This is a genomic window from Vibrio sp. 2096 (assembly GCF_033339595.1).
GTDB lineage: Bacteria > Pseudomonadota > Gammaproteobacteria > Enterobacterales > Vibrionaceae > Vibrio > Vibrio alginolyticus.
On sequence record NZ_JAWOUX010000007.1, the window covers coordinates 61,717 to 78,526 of the forward strand.

Genomic DNA, 16,810 nt, shown 5'->3' on the forward strand with positions numbered 1-16,810 from the left:
TACACTCGAACAAAATTAGGGAAGAAGGATAATGGTGCCGAGAGAGGGACTCGAACCCTCACACCAAAGGCACTAGCACCTCATGCTAGCGTGTCTACCAATTTCACCATCTCGGCATCATGATGCTCTGAATACTCAGAGGCCTCGAAAGAAGCAACGCGAATTGTATAACCAAAATCCACCTGTTGGCGAGAGCAAAATGACGAATTTTGGCTCTTTCGAGTTTGATTGCATATTTATTGGTCACTTTTATGTTTTTTACCATCAACGCCTATCCTTATGCCCTTACTTTTATTAATAGTATGACGACAAAAGAGTACTTTTGCCTAAATTTTGAACGCTTGAACGTTTGCGTAAATAAATGTGATGAATATCTCTTTTTGTTGGCTATACTTGCGTCCCGTTTAAGCGGGAATTAGGGTTTAGTTGTTCAGGACCCTTACCCATACAAGCCGTCACATGGAGCAGGCCAAGCAACATGCTCGCCAGCAGTGAATGACCCCACGGACCGGACCAGCTACGTTCAATTGCTTGTATAAGGTAAAAATAAGATGTCGAACTATTCGTTCTGTCTACATTCTGGATCTAAAAGTGAGTTATCACTCGCTGCGTTGTCCCTTTCTTCTGCCAATTCCTTTGGCTCTTTTTTCTTTTTCAACGTTTATTAGGTCCAGCTCATGAGTGTTCTATTTAGTCTATTTGGTATTGTTGCACTGCTAGGTTGTGCTTTCCTACTTTCTGAGGGTCGTTCTTCCATTAATTGGAAAACTGTATCTCGCGCCTTGATGCTACAAATGGGGTTTGCTGCTTTGGTGCTCTATTTCCCGTTGGGTCAAGCGGCGCTGGCGAGTTTAAGTAATGGGGTCGCGGGGCTACTCAGCTTTGCTGATGAAGGGATTAAATTCCTCTTTGGTGACCTCGCTTCTTCTGGCTTTATCTTCGCTATTCGTGTTCTTCCTATCATCATCTTCTTCAGTGCTCTTATCTCCGCCCTTTACTATTTGGGCATTATGCAAAAAGTGATTCAATTTATTGGCGGCGCTATCCAGAAGTTCTTGGGTACGAGTAAAGCAGAGTCTTTGGTTGCAACAGGGAACATCTTCTTATCTCAAGGCGAGTCACCACTTCTTATTCGTCCATTTCTTTCTAACATGACTCGCTCTGAACTGTTTGCCGTGATGGCTGGTGGTATGGCTTCAGTGGCGGGCAGTGTGCTTGGTGGTTATGCTGGTTTGGGTGTCGACCTCAAATACTTGATCGCGGCAAGCTTTATGGCAGCGCCAGGTAGTTTGATGATGGCAAAAATTATCGTTCCTGAGCGTCAAACGCCAAGCGATTACAACAATATTGAGCTAGATAAATCAGAAGAAAGCAACGTAATTGATGCGCTAGCAAGCGGTGCTATGGGCGGTATGAAAGTTGCTGTTGCTGTTGGTACCATGCTTATCGCTTTCGTGAGTGTTATCGCGATGGTGAACACGGGGCTAGAAAACTTGGGTGAGATACTTGGTTTCTCTGGCGTAACGCTACAAGCGATTTTTGGTTATTTGTTTGCACCTCTCGCATGGTTGATTGGTGTGCCAAGCCACGAAATCCTAGCTGCGGGTTCATACATTGGTCAGAAAGTGGTGATGAATGAGTTTGTTGCGTTTATCGATTTTGTGCAGCACAAAGCGACACTGTCTGAGCATACTCAAATTATTATCACTTTTGCGTTGTGTGGTTTTGCGAACATTGGCTCAATTGCGATTCAGTTGGGTTCTATCGGCGTGATGGCACCTGAGCGCCGCAAAGATGTTGCAAGTCTAGGCCTAAAAGCGGTTGCTGCTGGTACACTCGCTAACCTGATGAGTGCGTGCTTAGCGGGCATTTTTATCTCTCTCTAATTTAGATTGAAGATACACACTAAAAACCCGCCTAAATGGCGGGTTTTGTTATTTCTAAGGCTTGGGCATTAAGCCGTAAGGTATCGATTTAAAAGCCTCTGGGTGCTCTTGATAAGTTGGCGCTTTATGTACCCCTTTCCAATCGAGCAGCATGATGGCTAGCACGTTACGGTGTTCGCCGTACTTGAGATCAAAGTTACCGTCGACCGACGGAATCATCCCTTTTTCTGCGTTGATTGCGTGACGAATGGCTTGGCGGGTTTTCTTTACGACCGGATCATGGTCCAAGCCTGCTAACAAAAACGAAATGCCGACTTCCGCAATCACGTCTTCTTTGGCGCGCAGTAGGATAGTGTCGATATTGTTGCGAAAGTAATCATAAATCCATTGGTGTTTCTTCTCGCTTACTCGCTCCTGATAATACTGTGAATCGGCAAAGATGATGTGCGTCATCCCATAGAGTTTGTTCCAATACTGCTGAGCTGAAAGCATCTTATCTTTATCGTCGGGGTAGGTGTCACGGAAGGTTTGAGTGAATTCCTCGACCACATCTTGCTCTCCTAACTGACGAAGCCAGTAGACTTGGTTTGCAAGCTGAGCTGCCCATGCTTCTATCATCTCTTTGTCCGTAACGTAACGCGAGAAATCGTAGCGCCTAATAATTTTTCTCAGCGTTTTGTCTTGTTTATGCTTTAGGCCGTATTCGTTTGCTCTTGCCATTGCGCCAAGCAAATCCACACCAAGATAAAGGTACTCAGGATGGTGTTTAGTCACGGTATAGCGTCGCTGCCCTCGTTCGGTTTCTTTCTCTTGATACGTGGTCAGCCTTTGAGATGAATAGAGAATGATGTCTTCTGGTTCAACAACTTCATTAGCAAATTGGTTTAACCGGCTGGCTACTTGTGCCATGTCGGTCCAAATGGCAGCGTGATATTTCTCATCTAATGTTTGGCGGTACATGCGTAAGCCAAAATGGCCCTCTTTAAACGCCGGGAAAGTGAACAGTTCCTGTTCGTAGGTACTACGAATCAACTGCGCTGATTGAGTATTATCGAGAAGCGGTACCTCTTCCTGTGATGCCTGAGCTGCAAAGGTAAGTGAGCAAGAGAGTAAGACCGCTAAGCTAAGAGGTTTAATACGCATAAATCCATTCCCTATGAAGTCCTGAACCTAAACCTACCATCAATATTAATTGAGAATGTAAAAGCTGAGTCAATAGTTAAAAATTTGCCTAAAAGTCAGGTTGATACGTTCATCTTTGGTTTTCGCGGTTTTTGGTACGCAGTGCTTCCAGTGATGCTGTAGCTCGCCAGCCATAATCAGTAAGGAGCCGTGAGAAAGCTCATATTCAATCTCAGTTTTACAATGTAAATTTCTAAGCAAAAATCGACGTGTTTCACCTAAGTTCAAAGATGCGATAACAGGGTTTCTACCTAACTCTGGTTCATTATCTTGGTGCCAGCCCATTGAGTCTTGGCCGTGTCGATATAAGTTAGCGAGAACAGAATTAAAAGTGACATCAGCAACTGATTCACAACGCACTTTGAGCTGAGTTAACTCAGGAGTCCAAGGGTGAGGCTGCATGGTTAAGCCTGAGTAAGTATATGCTGCATCACCGTGCCACGCTTGTAAGCGAGGTTGAAGTACTGACTTGCCGAACATAGTAATGTGTTCTTGGTGCCATGGCAGTGTCTTTCGAAGTTGGTCAAAGTAATTATCCGCCTCAAGATGGTTAAGAAATTGAGGATCATAATAAAGTTTTCCTCTTTCTACTTCTTGCCATAGATCGCCGCCAAATAAATCGCCTTGTTGATGCATCATCTCACACCTAAAACATAAAAGTTGTCAATCACTGTTACCTTTCTGATTATGATTGGTTATTCTTGTGATAATAAGAATTTTAACAATAAATAAAAAATCTCGTAGTTGTATACGAGTTGTGGGGAGAAAATGCGTTATTTACCCAGAAAACGATGCTATTTTGCATTGTTCTTCCTCACCTTTTTCGCTTTGTGTATTGGGGTTATCGAGCTGTTAAATCGAAACCAGCAAGAGCTTCACAAAGAGCGAGTTCAAGTTGAGGCCAAAGAACAACTTTCCATTCTCCGTTCCAATTTGGAAGCGGTACTTATGGCGGATATCTACAAAGCCAGTACTTTAGCGACACTCATTACGTTACTTCCTAAAAACCAAGAAGAAGAATTGAGTATCGCCGCTCACCGAATCCTAAATAAAAGTAAACATATTACAATCATCGGTATCGCGAAAAATGATGTAATTAGTCATGTATTTCCACGCCAAGGTAATGAGCGCCTAATCGGCCTTGATTACCGCGCAGTGCCACAGCAGTGGGTACAGGTGCAAAAAGCCAAGGATGTACAAGAAATTTTCATCGCAGGGCCAGTGACTTTGATTCAAGGTGGCCGAGGTTTGATCGTGCGTGTGCCTGTTTTTCTTGATCCTCCAATGAATCAGGACTACTGGGGAGTGATCAGTGCGGTGATTGATTTCGATGCTCTGATGAGAGAAACCGGCGTAATTGATTTCTCGTATCGTTACCCTTTAATGATCCGTGGTTACGATAGCGGTGGCTCATTTGGTGATGCTTTCTTTGGCGCGCAAAGTGTAAATAGCATGGCATATGCAAAAGAGATGGTTCATTTTCCTTATGGTGGGTGGAGTATGGTGGTTTTCTCTGGAGGCAAAGCTGATCGCCAAATCTCTTGGCATCAGTTGCATTTAGCTAGAGTAATCGGCTATCCCATTATATTCGCACTTAGCCTCGCGCTGTTCGCCATTTATCGACTGTATACCATTGCAGATGACAGAGCTTTACACGATGAACTCACGCGTTTACCAAACCGTCGCTATTTTATGAAGTTTTACAAGCAGCAGTTTGAAATAGCGAAACGTTATAAAAAGCGTTATAGCTTCGCCTTAATTAATATTGACCTAGATAGGTTTAAACACATTAACGACACCTATGGTCACGACGCAGGTGACAAAGTTTTAATCGCTACGGCTGAAAGGGTAAAAAGCTCTCTGCGTAAATCAGACATCGTGGCCAGAATGGGCGGTGATGAGTTCTTAGTTGTAGTTCATCACCCAGGAACGGAAGAAAATGTTCAGTCCCTTCTACAAAAACTTCGATTAGCGCTATGCTCGACGCCCGTCATTTACGATGAAACGCTTATCTATTTGAAAGCCAGTATTGGGTACGCGATATTTGACCCGAAAATGTCATCTTCTGAGCAAATGATGAAACTAGCCGATGAGAGAATGTATCAACAAAAGCATGGCGGATGAGCCTGAACCCAGTTTCAATAAGGGGTTAGAAGAATGGTAAAGTTGGGAGCCCGAAATCTCATCATCATTTGGGTACAAGAATATGTGACTTCATATGTTCACAGACACTTTGCTGAGAGAGTCGTTATTAGCAGTGCATTAAGTGGCATATTTGCATAATGTTGCATTTTGCAAATGCAGTTTGCGAAATTAATGGTTAATAAAGCAACGATATGCATCTGGATCTACTAAAAAACGGCTTTTTTAAAGTTGGCACGCATCGTGCTTTACTTAGAGTGACCCTTATTAAGCCGAGGGTCACCTAGCCAACTGACGTTGTTAGTGAATACAAATTGTTCACAAGTATATACCGCCAATCACGTATATTGTGATTGGCGTTTTTTCTTTCTAAAGACCGATGATATTCACGTCGTTGCCCGTCTCATCAGCTTCTCCGCACTTGCTGTAACAACTAGGTTGTCTTGGACAAACCGCCCCTCTGGAGCAGATCAACCTTGCTTGGGTTTGAATCCCGCGCTCTATCCAGTTGATGTTTAATATCTTAGCGATAGTCGTTAAGTCTTTTTTGATGTGGGGAGGAATAACACTACTTCCGCCGGAAGCGACACAAAGGGACTTAAGTTCTTCCGCTATGGAAACGGCATCGCCACCTTGTGCAGAAATGGCAGGGTTAAGATCAATACCGGCACATAGCACGCGATTATTCCCCGCAGGATCAAATACGTTGACCGATTCGCAGCAGTAGATACGTGGCTCGTCGCCAACATTTAAAATCGAAATTTGCGCTGAACTGGTATCCAAAGGCTGGGAAAGGCGTCGGAATACGGCCCAGTGCTGGCAAGGGTCGTTCACTTTGCGCATGTTGCCCCAAGGCAATGGAATACCATTTCCGCGATACACGGCTTTTAACTTGCCAGGGCCATAGGCATCAAAATAGTGCCAATGAGGGTAAGGCGAGACCACCGTCATGCGACGCATTGCAACGGAAGGAGAAACCCCCGCCTTTTTGTGAACATCAATCTCGTAACCAGAACGGTCAAGCAACTGACGAAAGGGTACTTTGGGGCAGAGTAGGGCACCGGCAAAGAAGCTGGACTCAAAATCACGCCAAGCTTGCAGGATATCTTGCGAATTGAGTTCAGAGTTCGACACAGGGCTGTCCATTTGCTCCCAATTGTTTTGATGCCCGATAGATAAAACGTTATTCATTGCATCGCTGCTATGGAGCACTCGATGGCCGATATATACCGCCAAGTCATACTTCAATCGGGTTGGATAGTCACGCATTCGTTTATTGAGATAAATAGTCCCAGGTGGCTCCATGAAAGACGTAATCAACTGTTTGGCGCTGACGCCCAGTTCATCAATCACATCTTGTGGCGCTCGGTCTACCCAGCGAATATCCAACCCCATACTCTTTGCAATGTCGATCAGATCTTCCACTGACAGATTAAGTCGCTTTAAGCCCACTTCTTCCGCTGCCCGTTCTAAGTCTGGGAAATGGTTTTGGTGGTTCTCTTGGTGTGCGCGGATCAGTAAGTGGGCGAATTGACGCCCTGTGATACCTGTTTGGGAGAGCATTTCTGGTATCGCGATTTGAAGAATATCATTGGAGAACAGGAAGCTCGGCTCCAGCGCCATGCCACTAATCCCACCACGATTCCCTTTGTTGGGTGTGATGGCTTCTAATTCGGGTTCATCATCTAAAAACCACGCAGGATCTTTTTGAAAAACTTCCGCGATCACTTCGAGCATATCGATACTCGGTACGCGTTTTCCGCGCTCAATCATCGAAAGGTAAGAAACCGAAGGAGCGTACTCTGGATTAATTCTTACACAACGGGCAGATAAATCCTCCATCGTTAAATGGTTGTTTTTTCTTAGATTACGAATTTTCGTACCAAGAAAATGAGACTGACGAATAAGGCTTTTTGACACAGACATTTTGTAAAATTCACATTGTAAAATTTTTGTTGTGAAATTGTAGTCAATATTTCGCTAGTCTACATAATGAGCAGGCAAGGAAATTAACCATCCACTTCACAGAATTGCCTGAAACTTAAATAAAGGATTTAAGTTTTTACTCTAGGACGAGTTTTTAAGTGCGAGGATATGACGATGAATATGCTGAACTTCGATAAAAAAGAGATGCAACAACAACAACGCCCATTTATCGCTGAAGCCGTATTTGCCGTCGAAGCGGTAAGTGCCGAGCAGCAGAGTGAGAAACAAGTAAAAGCGAAGCAACTGCTTGACCGCATGTTCCCATTGGAGAACGGGTCGCACCAAGACGTATCAAGTTACGTAATTGATTATCGCCATGTATTGGCTTACTTCAAAGACGGTACGCATAGCGGCCTGAAAAGCCCGAAACATTTTGTGGCGTACACTGGTGAAAAGGAAGATCCAAAGTCGATTTTGTTTAAAGATGATTCGGGCAATCATGTAGAAGTGCTGTTTGGCTGTCACAAAGGCACTGGTTGCGTGGAATTAGTGGACATTGACGATATTCAATTGGAAACTCGCACGACGTTTCATCCTGAACTAACTGGCAATGCACCAACCGCGATGCGCCATTGGATAAGTCTAATCAAAGGCGACAAAAAAGGTAAGCCGATGGCATGCAGTGAAGATAAAGAATATACCGCAAAAAATGGTGACGACTACATTCTAAGTTACTGCTACAGCGTCGATTAAGATACTCATGATTGGATATAAAAACCCCGCACTTTACGTCGCGGGGTTTTCTTTTTCATCGTAAAAGTCGTTTTCGCTTAGTCAGTTTATTTAAATTGGCATCACGCGGTTACGACCGAGTTGTTTTGCTTCATAAAGCTGTTTATCAGCTTTATTGATTAAGGCTTCAGGCGTATCACCCGGCTCAAATTCTGCTACCCCAAAAGAAGCGGTAATGCTGTGAACTTGTGTGCCTGAGCGCTTATCTCTGATACGCAGTTTTTCTATCATCCGGCGTAGTGTGTCTGCATATTGGCGAGCAATTCGCAGAGATTTGTTAGGTACAATTAACGCGAATTCTTCACCACCAAAACGGTACGCACATATCCCATCTCGACAACTTTGTTGTAGCCGGCGGGCAATGGCTTTTAATACTGTATCGCCAAAAAGGTGCCCGTAATTGTCGTTAAATGATTTGAAATGATCGATATCAAGCATGATCAAGGTCATTGCCTGATTTGATGCAATAAGTGAAGAGAGATCTTTGTCAAATGCTCGGCGGTTGTATAGGTTTGACAAACCATCGAACAACGCATCTTGCTGTACTTCAGCCAGTTGGTTTTTGAGGCGAGAAATTTCTTCACTCGCGTTAGTCAATTGGCTATTCAAAAACTTTGTTGAGTGACGAATTTCGTGTGACTCTGCGACAAGTTGACGAATCACTACCATCACTTCTTCAATGCTTAGGCTATTGTCCTCAACTTTTTCCAGTTTATTAAAGCTTTTGTCTACCATCTCAGAAAAGGAGGAAGTATCTGAAATTGTATCGCTCATTGAACTGGATACTTCATGTAGCAGAACTTCTACATTGGTTCTAAGATCTTCAAGGCTGGTTTCTGCTTTGCTGGCCACATAGTTGTTGTAAAGCTGTTTATTGGTTGCTGGCGGGCAAATACCGTAGTTTTCTAACACCGTGTCTAACTCAAAGTTGAGTTCTGGAATGGTCTTGTCAACGTAGGTATACCAAAGCGCGTAGTTGGCTGGCGTGGCAGCAACATGGTTTTTGATCATCAGTGGGACCGCTTTTTTTAAATTAGCGGTTGATTTCTTAAACTCGTCGGTCATTTCTGCGATGGTACTAGCAAAATGGGATTGGGCTTAGATTAACGGATATTAACTAATGTCGCTTTAATTTTTATCACTTTTGCATGGTTTATATAGAAAATGAGTGATTAAGATCGTGATCAATACCGTTGGATTCAAATTTTATAAAATATCAGTATGAAACATGTACAGGCATTTGGTGGTATTGCGTGTTTTGAGATATCCAGCAAATGGATTCCGTGTGAACGTTAGTAACCTAATGATCGTCAAACTCTCGTTTTCGTATAAAAGCAAGTAAATCAAAAGGCTTAACGTCAGGGTCTCCGTGAAAAGAACTCGTAGACGAAGAATTAACATCTGAGGGTGCGAATTGAAAAAGAAAATAGGACTTTACTGGTTCACGAACGACTTGCGATTGCACGACAACCCACTGTTGAAAAGCGCCAGTGTAGAAATGGACGAGTTAATTTGCTTGTATTGCTACCCTTCAATGACGCCTTACTTGCATCACTTTGCGCAGGAAGCCTCTTTCGGGCGTGCGAAATTGCAGTTTCTCGACGCATCGCTTAGTGAACTCAATCAATCTTTGAATCACCTTGGTCAGCGATTGTGGGCAGTTGAACTGACGCCCGATCAAGCAATCAAGTATGCTGTTAATCGCTTCGGCGTCACACATATATATGCTGAAGCCTTTCCCGGTTCGGATGAGCAACAAGCGTTAGATCGAGCAGTTGAAGGCGCTTCTCATGTAAAAATAAAACAGCAAACAATCCGGACCCTGTTAAGGGAAGAACAACTGCCATTTGACTTGAGCAAACTGCCTACGACTTTCACGCAGTTTAGAAAGCAAGTTGAAAGTTTAGACATCTCTCGGCCCCACGAGAGTATCCGTTCGTTACCTCCAATTCCTTTAGGTGTGAATCTTCCTTCCGTTACTGCATATTACTTTGACGCAAAAGCTGCGTTTCATGGTGGAGAAAGCCGCGGGCTTGAACATTGTCGTCAGTATTTTGCCTCAACATTAGCAAGTGAATACAAACAAACGCGCAACGGTTTAGATGGCATGGATTACTCCACCAAGTTCTCTCCTTGGTTAGCTCATGGGTGCCTTTCTCCGAAAACCATTTATGCCATGTTAAAACGTTATGAAGCCGCGAATGGCGCAAATGATTCAACCTATTGGATTTACTTCGAACTGCTTTGGCGTGAATACTTTTATTGGTATGCCCGTCGATACAAGCGGCAGCTCTTCCGATTCGGTGGCATCCAAAATCAAGCACCACTCACCAGCTTTTATGCGCACCGTTTTCAACAATGGAAGAAAGGTGAAACGCCATTTCCTATCGTGAACGCGTGTATGCATCAGCTTAATGAAACCGGTTATATGTCGAATCGTGGCAGGCAGTTAGTCGCCAGTTGTTTAGTGCATGAGCTTGGCCTCGATTGGCGTTATGGTGCGGCGTACTTTGAGTCACAACTGGTTGATTACGATGTGGCATCAAACTGGGGAAATTGGCAATACCTAGCGGGCGTTGGTGCTGATCCGCGTGGTTCACGACAATTCAACCTCGAACAGCAAGCCGAAATGTACGATCCGCACATGGAGTTCATCGATAGGTGGCAAGGTCGTTGTGCTGGCGCGCATTTAGATAGTGTAGACATGGTCGATTGGCCGATTGTGATGGGCAGCAGTGACAAAGCTTCGTCATCGGAGAAACCGTAATGCAATTTGAAACCGTACGATTGATCTTGGGCGATCAACTTAACAGTGAGCACTCTTGGTTTCAGCAACCGGATGAGCAAGTGCTTTACCTGATTGCGGAGCTCAAGCAAGAGAATACTTACGTCACGCATCATATTCAGAAAGTGTGTGCGTTCTTTTCTGCAATGGAACAGTTTGCGAAAGAGCGTCAGAGTGAAGGTCACCAAGTTCTGCACCTCACGTTGGATGACACACAATCCTTCGACGATCTTGAGCAAGTCTTGCAACATTACTTGAGCGAAGTTGGTGCAAGTAAGTTTGAATATCAACGCCCGGATGAATACCGTTTACTAGAGCAGTTAGCCAAACTAAAGCTTGATGGGGTCGTTACGCGTTGTGTCGATTCGGAACACTTTTTGTTGCCGTTTGAGGAAATAGAATCGCAGTTTCCTCAAGGCAAACACATCATGATGGAGCACTTTTACCGCCGGATGCGCAAGCGCTTCGACATCTTGATGCAAGACGGAAAACCCGTCGGCGGAAAATGGAATTACGATGCCAATAACCGTAATAAGCTCAAAGCCAAAGACATTGAACAACTGCCACAACCTTTGATGTTCAGTACCGACGTCCGCAGCATTGTTGAGCGGTTGGCAAAACATGACATCAAAACCATCGGAAATCTTGAAGGGGACTTGTTGTGGCCGATTAATCGCGCGCAAAGCCTCTCTTTACTCGCGCATTTCTGCCAAGTCTGTCTGCCGTTATTCGGACGTTTTCAAGATGCCATGACAGGCCAGCACGACGCTAAGTGGAGCTTGTATCACAGCCGAATTTCATTCTCGCTTAACAGCAAATTACTGCACCCGAGAGAAGTCATTGATGCTTCACTCAAGGCATTTCATTCCAACGCGGACATCGACATTTCTCAAGTTGAAGGGTTTATTCGCCAAATCTTAGGATGGCGAGAGTACATTCGAGGGGTCTATTGGGCGAACATGCCTCATTACCCGAAAAACAACGAATTGGGCGCAGAAAGAAAGCTGCCAGATTTCTTCTGGAATGGTGAAACTAAAATGGCTTGTATGCGCAATGCGATTGGGCAGTCCCTCGATTACGCCTACGCACACCACATCCAACGATTGATGGTCACTGGTAACTTTTGCTTGCTAACCGAGATCGACCCAGATCAAGTGGATGAGTGGTATCTCGGTATCTATGTTGATGCGATTGAATGGGTCGAAATGCCGAACACACGTGGCATGGCATTGTTTGCGGATGGCGGCATTGTTGGCACCAAACCTTACGCGGCGAGTGGTTCTTACATCAACAAAATGAGCGACTACTGTAAGGGTTGCCATTACGACAATAAGGCGAGGAGTGGGGAAGGATCGTGTCCGTTTAACAGCCTTTATTGGCGCTTTATGAACAAACACGACAAGCGCCTCGCAGCCAATCCACGAATCGGGATGATTTTCCGCTCTTGGGACAACATGGAAGAACAACAACGCCAAGCGATTCTTGATACCGCAGAGCACTACATAGAAAACGTGGAGAACTTGTGATGGAAATACTCATCGTCGGTGGCAATGGTGGAATTGGTTTGGCGATGGTGAGAGAAGCCGCAGCTCGGTTTCCTCAAGCTCGCGTGCATGCCACTTATCGTAAGCAGCAACCAGATTGGCAACACCCAAATGTCGTTTGGCATCAAGTGGATGTATCGCAAGACGAGCAGGTAAAAGCGTTCAGTGAGCAGATTGAACACGTCGATTGGTTGGTGAACTGTGTTGGTATGTTGCACACCCAAGAGAAAGGTCCTGAGAAGAATCTTAGCTCGCTCGACGCAGACTTCTTTCAGCAAACCATCACGGTTAATACTTTGCCAAGTTTGCTGTTGGCGAAATACTTCACGCCCAAGCTAAAGCGCAGTACTGCACCCAAGTTTGCGACCATTTCGGCCAAAGTTGGCAGCATTAGCGATAATCACTTAGGTGGTTGGTACAGCTATCGAGCATCGAAAGCCGCATTAAACATGTTCCTAAAAACCATGTCGATCGAATGGCAAAGAGTGGTCAAACATGGCACGGTGCTTTCACTTCACCCTGGCACCACAGATACCGCTTTGTCGGCACCTTTTCAAACCAATGTCCCAGAGGAAAAGTTGTTCACGCCAGAGCGAGTTGCTAAGGATTTATTAGGCTTGATAGAAAAAGCAACCCCGCAAGATAGCGGGGCGTTTTGGGCTTATGATGGGACGTTATTACCTTGGTAAGAGAACGCGTACAAACGTTAATACAAATGAAATAACATACTCCAGAGAGGGTCGGAGTGACCTACGTTTTCGTTGATTTATTTCTTCGGCAACGCTCAGAACAATAAACGATTTCCTCCCAATTTCGCGCCCACTTCTTTCTCCAAGAAAATGGGCGCTGACAGACCGGACAGACTTTCATGGGAAGGTTGGATTTAAAACCTTTCATCGCGCTGAATGTTCACTCCTAATTTGGTTAAAACTACTTATCAAATAGGTACAGGTAATCGCCGTAGCCTAAACTCGCCATCTTGTTCACAGGTACAAATTTCATCGCAGCAGAGTTCATACAATAGCGTAATCCCGTCGGCTTCGGACCATCTTTAAACACATGACCTAGGTGTGAATCACCAAACTTACTGCGGATCTCCGTTCTAGGGTAGAGCAGTTTATAATCGGTTTTCTCCACGATGTAACCCGGGTTAATTGGTCGAGTAAAGCTTGGCCAACCTGTGCCAGATTTGTATTTATCAGTAGAAGAAAATAGCGGTTCACCGGTCACAATATCCACATAAATTCCCGCTTCTTTGTTGTCCCAGTATTCATTATCAAACGGACGCTCCGTGCCTTCTTCTTGCGTCACGTAATACTGTAGCTCTGTTAAGTTTGATTTGATTTCAGACTGAGCAGGCTTACTGTACGCTTTCACTTTCGAAAACAGCTTTTTTTCTTCAATCAACTGTCGAAGTGTTTTAGGGCTTTCTTTTCGATCTTCACCAAATACTTCGTCGAGATATTTATCGCGACCTGATGCGTAGCGGTAGTATTTGTACTTCAAGCTACTCTTCTTGTAGTAATCCTGATGATACGACTCCGCAGGGTAAAACTTTTCAAACTCGATCAGCTCTGTTTTCAACGGTTTTGGATAGATCATCGCCTTGTCGATTTCCATCATAAACTGCTTAGCAATCTGCTTTTGCTCCGCATTATGGTAGAAGATCGCTGGACGGTATTGAGGACCACGGTCAACAAATGAACCTTTATCGTCGGTAGGGTCGATATGACGGAAGAAGTAGTCCAGCACTTGCTCGTAGTTCACGACAGCAGGATCGTACTTCACCTCAATCACTTCAATATGACCAGATTTACCAGAAGAGACTTGGCGGTAAGTCGGGTTTTCAATATGACCACCTGAATAACCTGATACAACATCGATTACGCCGGGCAGTTGCTCTAAATCCGATTCTGTACACCAGAAACAACCGCCAGCTAGCGTTGCGATTCTTGTATTCTCTGAAGCCTTCAGCTTATCCATCGTATCGGCGGTACCTGTTTTACTCAATAGTAGAAACAAGACTGGAAGTGCGAAGGAGAAACCGGCCAATAACTTAGACATATTCTTCATAGCTACCTCATCGTTATTTTTGTAGAAAGTGTTACTTAAATAAAAAGTGTTACGTATAGAGAAAGGTAACCGAGCGAAAAAATTACAGTAATGTTGAAAATTCCGTTGCCCTTTTATGCGATAGAGCTAAAGTATCGACAAGAAACACACCGCTAGTAAGGGCAACGATGCCTTGAATAAGCGATGCTAAATGAGGTAAATCATGCAAGCTGAAGTTAAATGGATAGAAGATTTTAAATTCCTTGGGCAATCTCAGTCGGGCCACTCCGTAGTGATGGATGGCAATGGTGGTGCAACCGCACCAAGCCCAATGGAAATGGTACTAATGGCTGCTGGTGGCTGTAGCTCTGTCGATGTTGTTGATGGTTTAAAAACAGCAGGCCAAAAGGTTTCGTCAGTTAATGCCAAGCTAACCACAGAGCGTCGTGAAACCGCACCGCGTATCTTTACGCAAGTGAATATCCACTTTGAAGTGTCAGGTGACGAGCTTGACCCAGAAGTCGTAGCAAAAGTGGCGGCTGACTCGCTAGAAAAATACTGCTCGGTTTGCTTAATGCTAGGCGAAGGTGTTGAGATGACCCACAGTTGGGAAATTGTGTAAGTTGACAGACTCCACAAAATATAAAAACAGGAAAGAGAAAAGTCCGGGCTTTTCTCTTTTTTTATTTCGCAGTTCACGTACCTTGTGAAGAATCTGAAAGCAGTAATTGCAGGTTGTAGGAGTCTTCCAGTGACAGAACTAGAAAAAATGATGTCTGGCCAGGTCTTTGATGGCATGGACAAAGAAATTGACGCCATTAGAAGCCATGCTCTTCAAGCACTTAGAGCGCTTAATAATAACACCGACGAAAGTCAGCGCGACGAATTGCAAAAGCAGCTATTTGGCAAGGTAGGCCGTTGTATTGTCCAGTCCCCTTTTCATTGTGAATTTGGTAAGACCATCGAAATAGGTGAAGAAACCTTTATCAACATGAACGTGGTCATGCTCGATGGTGCCAAAATTACCATCGGGAACCACGTGCTCATTGGACCGAGCGTGCAATTTTATACCGCTTCTCATTCTGTTGATTACCGCAGTCGCCGACGTTGGGAAACGTTTTGTAAACCCATCACGATTGAAGATGATGTGTGGATTGGCGGTAACTCCGTTATTAACCAAGGTGTAACAGTTGGCGCTCGCTCGGTGATTGCAGCGAACTCGGTAGTCAACTATGATGTGCCGCCAGATTGTCTATACGGAGGCACGCCAGCTAAGTTGATTCGTCGTCTCAACGAAGAAGAGTAGAGGTTAGTATGCAATAACTCTGGCGATTAGAGAGTTCAGACTGAGCTCTCTTCGTCGAGTACATCGTTATATTTTAATGTTAATTCCTCACTCAATTGCTAAAAGAACGGCACCAATTGATAAAGTCAGGGCAACGACAACAGAGTTAACAATGATAATACCCAGTAATAGAATCGACAAATAACGATACCATTTTGGTACTTCTCTAGAAATATTAGGTAATTTTCGCTTTTCACCTGAGCTAGGTTGAACGATTAAACGAACAAACATCAATGCTCGGAAAAATGCGTAAGGCCACCCCGTGAATAAAGAAAGCTCAAATTCATTAAAATATGGTTTTTTAAAATAGTTCCCAACAATCTCCTTCGGCATCAGAAAGTGCATGACACCGATAAAAATGGTTTGTAAGAAAATAATAATCACACCAGTCATTAAAGTGTAAAAAAGAAATGTGATTACTTGCTGCATATAGACTCTATTCCAGTACTAGCGACTAAGTTTGGCTTGCTTTCAATTGAATTATAAAAGCTTTTTGCCACTTTACCGGATGCATAACCTACAGCCGTTGAACCGGCAGCGAGTACAATGGCAGTCCCCCAGCCAATAGGGTTTGATACTAAAAATAGACCGACTAACGCGCTGGTACCCATTCCTACAGCTGTGCTAGTTATTGACTCAACAAAAATTTCATTCTTCTCATGTTGGTCTTGTGTATTCGCAATCTGAATGCAGGAAGCCGTTAGACCAACACATACTAAAACATGTCCGCCAACTTTAGATGCTTGAGCTATTTTATTCAGTTTTTCAGCTTGTTTAACTATATGAGCATTCGCAGGTAACCCTCAACTTCGAGCTATGCGGATAGACTCGTAAGCTTTTTATTATCAAGTGATAAATTTAGCCTTTCATATGGAGTACCATACATGTTTAATATAATTGATGATAAGTTATCATGAGTTTTTATCTTATACTCAAATAATCCCGACACAGAGCACCTCTAGCTAATAATTTGTTTGTGCAGATACTAACAAAAAACTATATTTAAAAAGGTTTATTTTTTGCATTCTAGACTTTCATTTTAAAAAGTTACAAATTAGCTGATGTATTTATTATTTGCATGAAATTGTTAATGTGATTTTTTACATTTAAAGTGTGATATTAAACTTGGTTGGATAAGTGAAGGTCATACATGATT

Annotated in this window: 16 protein-coding genes and 1 tRNA gene; 8 read left to right on the plus strand and 9 right to left on the minus strand. The window is 43.8% G+C overall.

Annotation, left to right across the window (positions count from 1 at the left end; all coding sequences use genetic code 11):
* Positions 1 to 32: 32 nt before the first annotated feature.
* Positions 33 to 116 (minus strand) — tRNA-Leu (locus R7Q41_RS14530).
* A gap of 561 nt (positions 117 to 677) precedes the next feature.
* On the opposite strand from R7Q41_RS14530, the gene R7Q41_RS14535 reads away from it, so the two are divergent.
* On the plus strand, positions 678 to 1,886 hold the full coding sequence (locus R7Q41_RS14535; RefSeq protein WP_017635515.1) for a NupC/NupG family nucleoside CNT transporter: 1,209 nt from the start codon (positions 678 to 680) through the stop codon (positions 1,884 to 1,886).
* Positions 1,887 to 1,940: 54 nt separating this feature from the next.
* Here the strand turns inward: R7Q41_RS14535 and R7Q41_RS14540 are convergent, their stop codons facing one another.
* Both R7Q41_RS14540 and R7Q41_RS14545 read right to left on the minus strand, forming a co-directional pair.
* Positions 1,941 to 3,029 (minus strand): DUF3541 domain-containing protein, encoded by a 1,089-nt coding sequence (locus tag R7Q41_RS14540; RefSeq protein WP_005384167.1) that lies wholly within the window; start codon positions 3,027 to 3,029, stop codon positions 1,941 to 1,943.
* A 69-nt stretch (positions 3,030 to 3,098) separates the two neighbouring features.
* On the minus strand, positions 3,099 to 3,704 hold the full coding sequence (locus tag R7Q41_RS14545) for an alpha-ketoglutarate-dependent dioxygenase AlkB family protein (RefSeq protein WP_053349380.1): 606 nt from the start codon (positions 3,702 to 3,704) through the stop codon (positions 3,099 to 3,101).
* A 132-nt stretch (positions 3,705 to 3,836) separates the two neighbouring features.
* Here R7Q41_RS14545 and R7Q41_RS14550 point away from each other — a divergent pair, with 132 nt between their 5' ends.
* The gene (locus R7Q41_RS14550) at positions 3,837 to 5,192 is read left to right on the plus strand and encodes a diguanylate cyclase (RefSeq protein ID WP_054574505.1); all 1,356 of its coding nucleotides are present in this window, start codon (positions 3,837 to 3,839) and stop codon (positions 5,190 to 5,192) included.
* Between the two features lie 387 nt (positions 5,193 to 5,579).
* On the opposite strand, the gene R7Q41_RS14555 is transcribed toward R7Q41_RS14550, so the two are convergent.
* A complete protein-coding gene (locus R7Q41_RS14555) occupies positions 5,580 to 7,136 on the minus strand; it encodes a DUF3612 domain-containing protein (RefSeq protein WP_213870224.1) in 1,557 nt (518 codons plus the stop codon).
* 174 nt (positions 7,137 to 7,310) lie between these two features.
* Here R7Q41_RS14555 and R7Q41_RS14560 point away from each other — a divergent pair, with 174 nt between their 5' ends.
* A complete protein-coding gene (locus R7Q41_RS14560) occupies positions 7,311 to 7,889 on the plus strand; it encodes a malate synthase (RefSeq protein WP_005374156.1) in 579 nt (192 codons plus the stop codon).
* A gap of 90 nt (positions 7,890 to 7,979) precedes the next feature.
* Here the strand turns inward: R7Q41_RS14560 and R7Q41_RS14565 are convergent, their stop codons facing one another.
* The gene (locus tag R7Q41_RS14565) at positions 7,980 to 8,993 is read right to left on the minus strand and encodes a GGDEF domain-containing protein (RefSeq protein ID WP_005374150.1); all 1,014 of its coding nucleotides are present in this window, start codon (positions 8,991 to 8,993) and stop codon (positions 7,980 to 7,982) included.
* Positions 8,994 to 9,342: 349 nt separating this feature from the next.
* On the opposite strand from R7Q41_RS14565, the gene R7Q41_RS14570 reads away from it, so the two are divergent.
* From R7Q41_RS14570 to R7Q41_RS14580, 3 genes are read left to right on the plus strand one after another with little or no spacing between them, the layout of a single operon-like run.
* The gene (locus R7Q41_RS14570) at positions 9,343 to 10,695 is read left to right on the plus strand and encodes a DASH family cryptochrome (protein WP_318144546.1); all 1,353 of its coding nucleotides are present in this window, start codon (positions 9,343 to 9,345) and stop codon (positions 10,693 to 10,695) included.
* The gene (locus tag R7Q41_RS14575; protein WP_191115957.1) at positions 10,695 to 12,239 is read left to right on the plus strand and encodes a cryptochrome/photolyase family protein; all 1,545 of its coding nucleotides are present in this window, start codon (positions 10,695 to 10,697) and stop codon (positions 12,237 to 12,239) included. Before R7Q41_RS14570 ends, R7Q41_RS14575 begins: the two co-directional genes overlap by 1 nt.
* Positions 12,239 to 12,946 (plus strand): SDR family oxidoreductase, encoded by a 708-nt coding sequence (locus R7Q41_RS14580; RefSeq protein ID WP_318144547.1) that lies wholly within the window; start codon positions 12,239 to 12,241, stop codon positions 12,944 to 12,946. Before R7Q41_RS14575 ends, R7Q41_RS14580 begins: the two co-directional genes overlap by 1 nt.
* 61 nt (positions 12,947 to 13,007) lie before the next feature.
* Here the strand turns inward: R7Q41_RS14580 and R7Q41_RS14585 are convergent, their stop codons facing one another.
* On the minus strand, positions 13,008 to 13,154 hold the full coding sequence (locus tag R7Q41_RS14585) for a DUF2256 domain-containing protein (RefSeq protein WP_005374142.1): 147 nt from the start codon (positions 13,152 to 13,154) through the stop codon (positions 13,008 to 13,010).
* A 33-nt stretch (positions 13,155 to 13,187) separates the two neighbouring features.
* Positions 13,188 to 14,330 carry a peptide-methionine (R)-S-oxide reductase MsrB gene (gene msrB, locus R7Q41_RS14590; RefSeq protein ID WP_053307140.1) on the minus strand — a complete coding sequence of 381 codons (1,143 nt, stop codon included), beginning with the start codon at positions 14,328 to 14,330 and terminating at the stop codon, positions 13,188 to 13,190.
* A 202-nt stretch (positions 14,331 to 14,532) separates the two neighbouring features.
* Here msrB and R7Q41_RS14595 point away from each other — a divergent pair, with 202 nt between their 5' ends.
* Both R7Q41_RS14595 and R7Q41_RS14600 read left to right on the plus strand, forming a co-directional pair.
* On the plus strand, positions 14,533 to 14,931 hold the full coding sequence (locus tag R7Q41_RS14595) for an OsmC family protein (RefSeq protein ID WP_005374132.1): 399 nt from the start codon (positions 14,533 to 14,535) through the stop codon (positions 14,929 to 14,931).
* A 129-nt stretch (positions 14,932 to 15,060) separates the two neighbouring features.
* Entirely contained in the window at positions 15,061 to 15,615 is a 555-nt protein-coding gene (locus tag R7Q41_RS14600) for a sugar O-acetyltransferase (RefSeq protein WP_318144548.1), read from the plus strand.
* Between the two features lie 87 nt (positions 15,616 to 15,702).
* Here R7Q41_RS14600 and R7Q41_RS14605 read toward each other — a convergent pair whose 3' ends face one another.
* The gene (locus R7Q41_RS14605) at positions 15,703 to 16,083 is read right to left on the minus strand and encodes a hypothetical protein (protein ID WP_086047562.1); all 381 of its coding nucleotides are present in this window, start codon (positions 16,081 to 16,083) and stop codon (positions 15,703 to 15,705) included.
* The gene (locus tag R7Q41_RS14610; RefSeq protein ID WP_225455344.1) at positions 16,071 to 16,265 is read right to left on the minus strand and encodes a hypothetical protein; all 195 of its coding nucleotides are present in this window, start codon (positions 16,263 to 16,265) and stop codon (positions 16,071 to 16,073) included. Before R7Q41_RS14610 ends, R7Q41_RS14605 begins: the two co-directional genes overlap by 13 nt.
* Between the last annotated feature and the right edge of the window lie 545 nt (positions 16,266 to 16,810).

Excerpts from the sequence above, each read along its gene's own strand:
- R7Q41_RS14535 (WP_017635515.1), top strand. The coding sequence starts at position 678 with ATGAGTGTTCTATTTAGTCTATTTGGTATTGTTGCACTGCTAGGTTGT.
- R7Q41_RS14540 (WP_005384167.1), bottom strand. The coding sequence starts at position 3,029 with ATGCGTATTAAACCTCTTAGCTTAGCGGTCTTACTCTCTTGCTCACTT.
- R7Q41_RS14545 (WP_053349380.1), bottom strand. The coding sequence starts at position 3,704 with ATGCATCAACAAGGCGATTTATTTGGCGGCGATCTATGGCAAGAAGTA.
- R7Q41_RS14550 (WP_054574505.1), top strand. The coding sequence starts at position 3,837 with ATGCGTTATTTACCCAGAAAACGATGCTATTTTGCATTGTTCTTCCTC.
- R7Q41_RS14555 (WP_213870224.1), bottom strand. The coding sequence starts at position 7,136 with ATGTCTGTGTCAAAAAGCCTTATTCGTCAGTCTCATTTTCTTGGTACG.
- R7Q41_RS14560 (WP_005374156.1), top strand. The coding sequence starts at position 7,311 with ATGAATATGCTGAACTTCGATAAAAAAGAGATGCAACAACAACAACGC.
- R7Q41_RS14565 (WP_005374150.1), bottom strand. The coding sequence starts at position 8,993 with ATGACCGACGAGTTTAAGAAATCAACCGCTAATTTAAAAAAAGCGGTC.
- R7Q41_RS14575 (WP_191115957.1), top strand. The coding sequence starts at position 10,695 with ATGCAATTTGAAACCGTACGATTGATCTTGGGCGATCAACTTAACAGT.
- R7Q41_RS14580 (WP_318144547.1), top strand. The coding sequence starts at position 12,239 with ATGGAAATACTCATCGTCGGTGGCAATGGTGGAATTGGTTTGGCGATG.
- R7Q41_RS14585 (WP_005374142.1), bottom strand. The coding sequence starts at position 13,154 with ATGAAAGGTTTTAAATCCAACCTTCCCATGAAAGTCTGTCCGGTCTGT.
- msrB (WP_053307140.1), bottom strand. The coding sequence starts at position 14,330 with ATGAAGAATATGTCTAAGTTATTGGCCGGTTTCTCCTTCGCACTTCCA.
- R7Q41_RS14595 (WP_005374132.1), top strand. The coding sequence starts at position 14,533 with ATGCAAGCTGAAGTTAAATGGATAGAAGATTTTAAATTCCTTGGGCAA.
- R7Q41_RS14605 (WP_086047562.1), bottom strand. The coding sequence starts at position 16,083 with ATGCAGCAAGTAATCACATTTCTTTTTTACACTTTAATGACTGGTGTG.
- R7Q41_RS14610 (WP_225455344.1), bottom strand. The coding sequence starts at position 16,265 with ATGGGTACCAGCGCGTTAGTCGGTCTATTTTTAGTATCAAACCCTATT.